At 75.9% G+C, this 6,569-nt stretch carries 5 protein-coding genes and 1 pseudogene; 1 reads left to right on the top strand and 5 read right to left on the bottom strand.

Going from position 1 to position 6,569, the window contains the following annotated elements:
* Positions 1-1,401 (bottom strand): class I SAM-dependent methyltransferase (locus F8274_RS29435; RefSeq protein WP_151465615.1); only part of this gene is annotated, 1,401 nt, incomplete at its 3' end.
* A gap of 5 nt (positions 1,402-1,406) precedes the next feature.
* A complete protein-coding gene (locus F8274_RS31485; protein ID WP_167364301.1) occupies positions 1,407-1,556 on the bottom strand; it encodes a hypothetical protein in 150 nt (49 codons plus the stop codon).
* A 179-nt stretch (positions 1,557-1,735) separates the two neighbouring features.
* Between F8274_RS31485 and F8274_RS29440 the strand changes: the two genes are divergently transcribed.
* Positions 1,736-2,134 (top strand): VOC family protein, encoded by a 399-nt coding sequence (locus F8274_RS29440; RefSeq protein ID WP_151465616.1) that lies wholly within the window; start codon positions 1,736-1,738, stop codon positions 2,132-2,134.
* Between the two features lie 257 nt (positions 2,135-2,391).
* Here F8274_RS29440 and F8274_RS29445 read toward each other — a convergent pair whose 3' ends face one another.
* From F8274_RS29445 to F8274_RS29455, 3 genes and pseudogenes are all read right to left on the bottom strand, one after another.
* Complete coding sequence (locus tag F8274_RS29445; protein ID WP_151465617.1) at positions 2,392-3,204, bottom strand: helix-turn-helix transcriptional regulator; 813 nt, start codon at positions 3,202-3,204, stop codon at positions 2,392-2,394.
* Between the two features lie 93 nt (positions 3,205-3,297).
* A complete protein-coding gene (locus F8274_RS29450) occupies positions 3,298-4,524 on the bottom strand; it encodes a glycosyltransferase (RefSeq protein WP_151465618.1) in 1,227 nt (408 codons plus the stop codon).
* Positions 4,525-4,527: 3 nt separating this feature from the next.
* A pseudogene (locus F8274_RS29455) lies at positions 4,528-6,549 on the bottom strand (ArnT family glycosyltransferase); the annotation flags it as partial.
* Positions 6,550-6,569: the final 20 nt, after the last annotated feature.

Raw genomic sequence — 6,569 nt, forward strand, 5'->3', positions numbered from 1 at the left:
CACCTGGTAGAGGGTGCGGGTGCCCGACGGCAGCTCGGTGCGGCCGACGACCCGCCCGCGTGCCGCGAGCAGCGACTCGAACACCTCCCGGCGGTAGTCCGGGAAGAGCCCGTCCGGCTTGTTGGCCAGCAGGCGGCGGGCCATCGGGTCGTCCGGGTGCACGAACTCGACCACCAGGCTGCCGCCGGTCACGGTCAGCGCGACGAGCTGGTCCAGCACCTCCGGCAGCGGCACGTTCCGGCCGATCGCCAGGTGGTGCACCACGGCCAGGGCGAGCACCACGTCGGCGCGGGCCCGGTCGGCGAACGCGGCCCGTTCGACGCCCCGCCAGCCACCGCCGGGCGAGGGGTCGGCCAGGTCCATCACCAACGGCAGGATCCGTCCCTCCCCCTCGTCGCGCAGTGCGCGGTAGAGGGCGTCCACCACCCCCGGGTCCTGCTCGACGGCGACCACGTGGTCGGCGTGCCGGGCGGCGATCCGGGCGTAGCGGCCGTCGTTGGCGCCCAGGTCGAGCACCCGGCCCGGCCCGGTGGCGGCCACCGCCCGGTCGACGAACTGCTCCTTGGCCTGCCGGTCCGGCACCGAGTACGCGCACGTGCGCTGGTAGTCCGACCAGTGCGTCTCCCCCGGCCGGTGGTCCACCCTGCGGACCAGCTTCGTCAGCCCGCGCACGGTGGCCAGGGCCAGCTCGCGCGAGTAGCCGGCGGACCGGAGCTGGGCGCGCACCGCGCTGGTGCTGGCCTCGGCGTTGCGGTCCTGCATCGCGCCGTGCAGGTGCACGTGCGTGAGCACCCCGGGCCGCCAGCGCCGGGCCCCACCGAAGAGGCGGCGCATCTGGTCCGGCTCGATGCCGTCGATCCGGGCCCGCAGGAAGGGCTGGAAGTCCAGCCCGAGGTGGGCCTGGACCAGCAGCGGGTAGAGCAGCGTCTGGCAGAACTGCCGGTAGCCGGCCCAGGGCTCGCCGTCGCGGGCCGCCTCGAACGAGCCGACGTCGATGAAGACCGGCCGAGCGCCGCGCCACTGCACGTTGTAGGCGGAGCCGTCCTTCGTGGTGAAGCCGGCGGCCAGCGCGGCGCGCAGCACCTCCAGGTGCAGCAGGGCGGCGTCGCGGAGCATCCCGTACGACCACTCGTAGGGGTGCGAGACGAACGGGATCCGCTCGTGGCGCAGCACCGCGGCCCAGGGCACATCGACCGGGGTGGGGAACAGCTCCTCCGTGGCGCAGACCTGGCGGTTGGCGAGCAGGTCGCGGAAGAAGTCGCTGGCGGCCAGGGCGCGCCAGTCGCGCGCGGACCGCTCGTCCAGCCCGCGCAGCACCTCGCCCGCACGGTGGAAGACCCGGTTGCCGGGGTCGCGGAAGGAGCCGGGCTCGGCGCGCAGGCCGGTGTCGGGGAGCGCCACGCCGGTCAGCCCTGGTCGGTGGGCTGCCGGCGGAACCGCGCCACCAGGCGTCTCCAATAGAGCTTGGCGGCGACCGCCACGCCGGCCACCCCGCCGACCACCGCCTGCACGATGAGGCTGCCGGATCCCGCGTCCAGGTAGGCCAGGTGCGTCACGGCTGTTTCCTTCCCTTCGCCAGTCATCGGAGTCCGGCCCGATATGAGAGCTTTACTGCTCTACGCCGGACTTGCCCCACCGTACGCTTCTGGTCCTGATTGTGCGGGCCACACCGGCGACTCGTCCCCCGTCCGATCTGTTCAAGACGGGCCGGCCCGCCGGCCTCTACCGTGGCCGCATGACACCGCAGTTCGATCTCATCGGGATGGTCGTCACCGACATGGGACGCACCCTGGACTTCTACCGCCGGCTCGGGCTGCCGGTCCCGCCCGGCGCCGAACGCGAGCCGCACGTGGAGGTGACCCTCGACAACGGCGTCCGGCTGGCCTGGGACACCGTCGGGACGATCCGCAGCTTCGACGCCGGCCACACCCCGGCGACCGGCAGCCCCCGCGCCAGCCTGGCCTTCCGCTGCGCCGACCCGGCCGAGGTGGACCGCTGGTACGCCGAGCTGACCGCCGCCGGCCACCACGGCCACCTGGCGCCGTGGGACGCCTTCTGGGGCCAGCGGTACGCGGTCCTGCACGACCCGGACGGCAACGGCGTCGACCTGTTCGCCCCGCTCAAGGCCAGCTGAGCAACGGCCGCCGGCAGCGGGTGGCGCTCTCGCCCGGAGCCGTCTGCCTCAGCCCACCCGCCTGAGCGCGTCCGTCTGGTACGGCGCCTGCTGTTGGCACCCTTTCGAGCTGAGTCGCTGGTGATGTCGCACGCTGGGCTGACCTCGGCCGACGAGTCGTTCCCGACGTCAGCTCGAAAGGCGCCGACGAGCGGCGCCCGACCAGCTCGGCCTGGCGCCCCGCGTGCGACATCGGGCGTGCGGCCGGGTGGCGGGCGTCAGTCGCGGGCGGGCGGCCGCAGGCGGGTCGGTGGGACGCCGGCCAGTTCCGTCACCTCACGGGTGAGGTGGGCCTGGTCGGCGTACCCGGCCAGGGCGGCGACCTCGGCCAGCGGGGTCCCGCCGCCGGCCAGGTCGAGGGCGCGGCGCATCCGCAGGATGCGGGCGAGGGTCTTCGGGCCGTACCCGAAGAGGAGCCGGCTGCGCCGGTGCAGGGCCCGCGCGCCGAGGCCGACCTCGGCGGCGGTCGCGGCGACGGTCGCGCCGGCCGCCAGCCGGGCGGCGACCCGCGCCCCGAGCGGGTCCGGACCACCGGCGGCCCGCAACCGGCCCCGCGCGACCTCCTCCAGCACGGCGGCGACGGAGGGGCCCGACCACCCGGCCAGTGCCGGAGCGGGTGGGCTGCCACCGGCGGACGCGGCGGCCGGTGGACGTCCGGGAGTTCGGTGCCAGGCACGACCGGCGCCGAAGGGTGGGGCGTCGGCTGCCTCGACGCGGTCGGCCAGGTCGGCGGCGGCCCGTCCCCACAGGTCGGCGAGGGGCACCCGCTGGTCCCGCAGCTCGTCGGCGGGCACCCCGAACACGGCGGGCCCGGTGCCCGGCGGCAGGCGCAGCCCGACCCACCGCTCCCCCGGGATGCCCACCGACAGGTGCGCGGTGCGGTCCGGCCCCGCGACGAGCAGACCGGACCAGCTGGACCAGAGCAGGTCCAGGCACCCGTCCGGCAGCACCCGCACGGGCCCGTCGCCTTGCGAGACGCTCGCCCACCGCACGGCCCCGGGGATCCCGGGCGCCGGCCCCTCCCGGTACATCCCTCCACCCTGCCACGCCGGCGCGCGGTTCCCGCTCCGGATCGTGGCGAGTTTCCGTCCGGCGCGAACGGAAACGCGCCAAGATCTCCGCAGTCAGGGGCGGTGGTGCAGGGCGAGGCGGAGCAGGGTGAAGCGGAGGACGGTCGCCGCGAGGTTGGCCCCGACCAGGACCGACAGCTCCAGGGCGCGGGGCGGGGTGCCGGTGGTGGCGTGCAGGAGCGCCAGGGAACCGCTGGTCAGGGCCAGGCCGAGGGCGAAGGCGAGCAGGCCCTGGAGGTGGTGCCGGCCGGCGTGCCGGCGGCCGGTGACGCCGAAGGTCAGCCGCCGGTTGGCGGCCGTGTTGGCCACCGCGGTGACCAGCAGCGCCAGCAGGTTCGCCGGCTGCGCCCCGAGCGGGCCGCGGGCCAGCACGAACAGCGCGAGGTACGCGAGCGTGCTGGCCACCCCGACCACGGCGAAGCGGGCCAGCTGCCGGGGCAGCCCGACCGGCACCTGGGCCGGTGGTGTGCGCAGCGGCGCCCGGCCGAGCTGCGCGCGCAGGTCGGCCAGCGGCAGCGCCCCGGTGACCAGGCCCCGGCCCAGCCGCCAGATGCCGCGCAGGTCGGCCAGGGCGGTGGCCACGATGTCGACCCGGCTGTCCGGGTCGTCCACCCAGTCCACCGGCACCTCGTGGATCCGCAGGCCGGCACGCTGGGCCAGCACCAGCAGCTCGGTGTCGAAGAACCAGCCGGTGTCCTGCACCAGCGGCAGCAGGCCGGCCGCCACGTCGGCGCGGATCGCCTTGAACCCGCACTGGGCGTCGGAGAAGCGCACCGCGAGGGTGCCGCGCAGCAGCAGGTTGTAGCCGCGCGAGATCACCTCTCGCTTGGCGCCCCGGACCACCCGGCTGGTCCGCGCCAGCCGGGTGCCGATGGCCAGGTCCGAGTGACCGGAGAGGAGGGGGGCGACCAGCGGCAGCAGCGCCGCCAGGTCGGTGGAGAGGTCCACGTCCAGGTACGCCAGCACCGGCGCCGGGGAGGCCGACCAGGCGGCCCGCAGCGCCCGGCCCCGCCCCTTGTCGTCAAGGTGCAGCACCCCCACCTCGGGCAGCTCGGCGGCGAGCGCCTCGGCCACCGCGAGCGTGCCGTCCACGCTCGCGTTGTCGGCCACCGTGATCCGGAACGGGTACGGGAACTGCGCGCTGAGGTGCGCGTGCAGCCGCCGGACGCAGGGGCCCAGGTCGACCTCCTCGTTGTGGACGGGCACCACGACGTCGAGCACCGCCGTGGGCTCCGTGGGCCGGGCCCGCACGGCGGCCCGGGGTTCGCGTGTGTCGGTCATCGCTCAGCCCTGCCGTCCGCTGCTCAGGTCGTACACGGTCACGCCGTCGACGGTCCGCGCCGTGAAGTTCCCGGCCACCCACGCGGCGATCTCGGCGGAGGCGTCGCTGCCGCCGTTGGCCCGGAAGCCGCCGCCGCCGATGAAGTAGTGGATCCGTCCGTCGGCGACGTACCGCTGGAACTGGGCGAGGGTCGGGGACGGGTCGCTGCCGTTGAATCCGCCGATCGGCAGCACCGGCTCGCGGGTGGCGAGCTGGTAGCCGGAGGCGTTGTTCGAGCCGACCGTCGCGGCGACCCAGGTGTAGTCGTCCGCGTCGGCCTCCAGCAGCGCCTTCAGCGCGGCGCTCGGCTCGCGGGCGTCGAGCAGCCCGCCCATGCCGCCGCCGCGCGGCGACCGGCCGTCGCCGCCCGGGGCGGTGCCGCCGTTCTGGCCGCCCGGGAGGCCGGGGAACTGGCCGGTGGCGCCGTTCTGCGCCGTGCCGCCGTTCTGGCCGCCGGGGAGGCCGGGGAACTGGCCGCCGGGGGCCGCCATGCCGCCCGGCAGGCGACCGCCGCCCGGGAAGCCGGCGCGGCCGCCGGGGCCGAAGCCGCCCTGCACGGCCGGGCCGGCGCTCGGGATCGAGCCGGTGTGCGCGGTGGCCGCCGTCTGGAGCGAGTACGCCACCGGGCCGGCGAGCGCTGCCGCCGCGGCCAGGGCCAGCAGCACCGGCGCCGCGCGGCGGGGCAGCCGGTCGATGAGCACGAGCAGCGCGGCGGCGGCCAGGCCGACCACCAGCACGGCGGTACGCAGCCACGGGTACCAGTCGGCGCTGCGACCGAGCAGGTGCCAGGACCACCAGGCCGTGACGGCGAGGGCACCGGCCAGGATCAGGGTCGCGGCGAACCCGCGCCGCCGGCCCGGAGCGAACGGCCCGCCCGCCCCCGGAGCGGCCGGTGCGCCGGCGTCCGGCCGAGCGGTGTCCGGCGGGGCGGGGACCGCCGGGGTCGTCCGGGCCCGCCAGAGCAGGGTCGCTCCGATGCCGACCAGCGCGCCGACCGCCGGGGCCAGGGCAACGGTGTAGTACGCGTGGAAGATCCCGGACATGAAGCTGAAGATCAGCCCGGTGACCAGCAGCCAGCCGCCCCAGAGGAGCAGCCCGGCCCGGGTCCGGTCGGTACGCGCCGCCCTCCCGGCCAGCCACAGCCCGGCGACCAGCAGGATCAGCGCGGCCGGCAGCAGCCAGGAGACCTGACCGCCGACCTCGGTGCCGAACATCCGCAGCGGGCCGGACTGTCCGGAGAACGGACCCCCGCCCCCGCCGCCCATCCGACCGGCGCCGCCGACGCTGCCCTCCTCGTCGCCGGTGATCCGGCCGAGGCCGTTGTAGCCGAGGGTCAGCTCCAGGATGCTGTTGTGCTGCGAGCCGCCGATGTACGGGCGGGCGCTCGCCGGCACCAGCTCCACGACCGCCACCCACCACCCGGCCGCGACCACCACGGCCAGCCCGGCGAGCAGCAGCTGGCGGATCCGCCGCCAGATGCCGGTCGGCGCGGCCAGCAGGTAGACCCCGGCGAAGACCGGGATCACCAGGAACGCCTGGAGCATCTTGGTGAGGAAGCCGAGGCCGACCAGCGCGCCGGTCAGCGTGATCCACCGGGTGCTCGCGGTCTCGACCGCGCGCACCGTGGCGTACGCGGCGGCCACCAGCAGGAACACCAGCAGGGCGTCGGGGTTGTTGAACCGGAACATCAGCGTGGCCACCGGGGTGACCGCGAGCACCGCACCGGCCAGCAGGCCGGCGACCGGCCCGTACCAGCGGCGCACGGCGGCGTGCAGGACGCCGACGGAGGCGACGCCGAGCAGCGCCTGCGGCACCAGGATCGACCAGCTGCTCAGCCCGAAGAGGCGGACCGAGAGGGCCATCAGCCAGAGCGAGGCGGGAGTCTTGTCGACGGTGATCGAGTTGGCCGCGTCCGAGGAGCCGTAGAAGAACGCCTGCCAACTCTGCGAGCCGGCCTGCACGGCCGCCGAGTAGAAGGCGTTGCTCTACCTCTGGGGCCTGGGGG

The sequence above is a fragment of the Micromonospora sp. AMSO31t genome (assembly GCF_008868175.1).
In the GTDB taxonomy this organism is placed as follows: domain Bacteria; phylum Actinomycetota; class Actinomycetes; order Mycobacteriales; family Micromonosporaceae; genus Micromonospora.

Bases quoted from the DNA above. Each gene is read 5' to 3' on its own strand.
- F8274_RS29440 (WP_151465616.1), top strand. From the start codon at position 1,736: ATGACACCGCAGTTCGATCTCATCGGGATGGTCGTCACCGACATGGGA.
- F8274_RS29445 (WP_151465617.1), bottom strand. From the start codon at position 3,204: ATGTACCGGGAGGGGCCGGCGCCCGGGATCCCCGGGGCCGTGCGGTGG.
- F8274_RS29450 (WP_151465618.1), bottom strand. From the start codon at position 4,524: ATGACCGACACACGCGAACCCCGGGCCGCCGTGCGGGCCCGGCCCACG.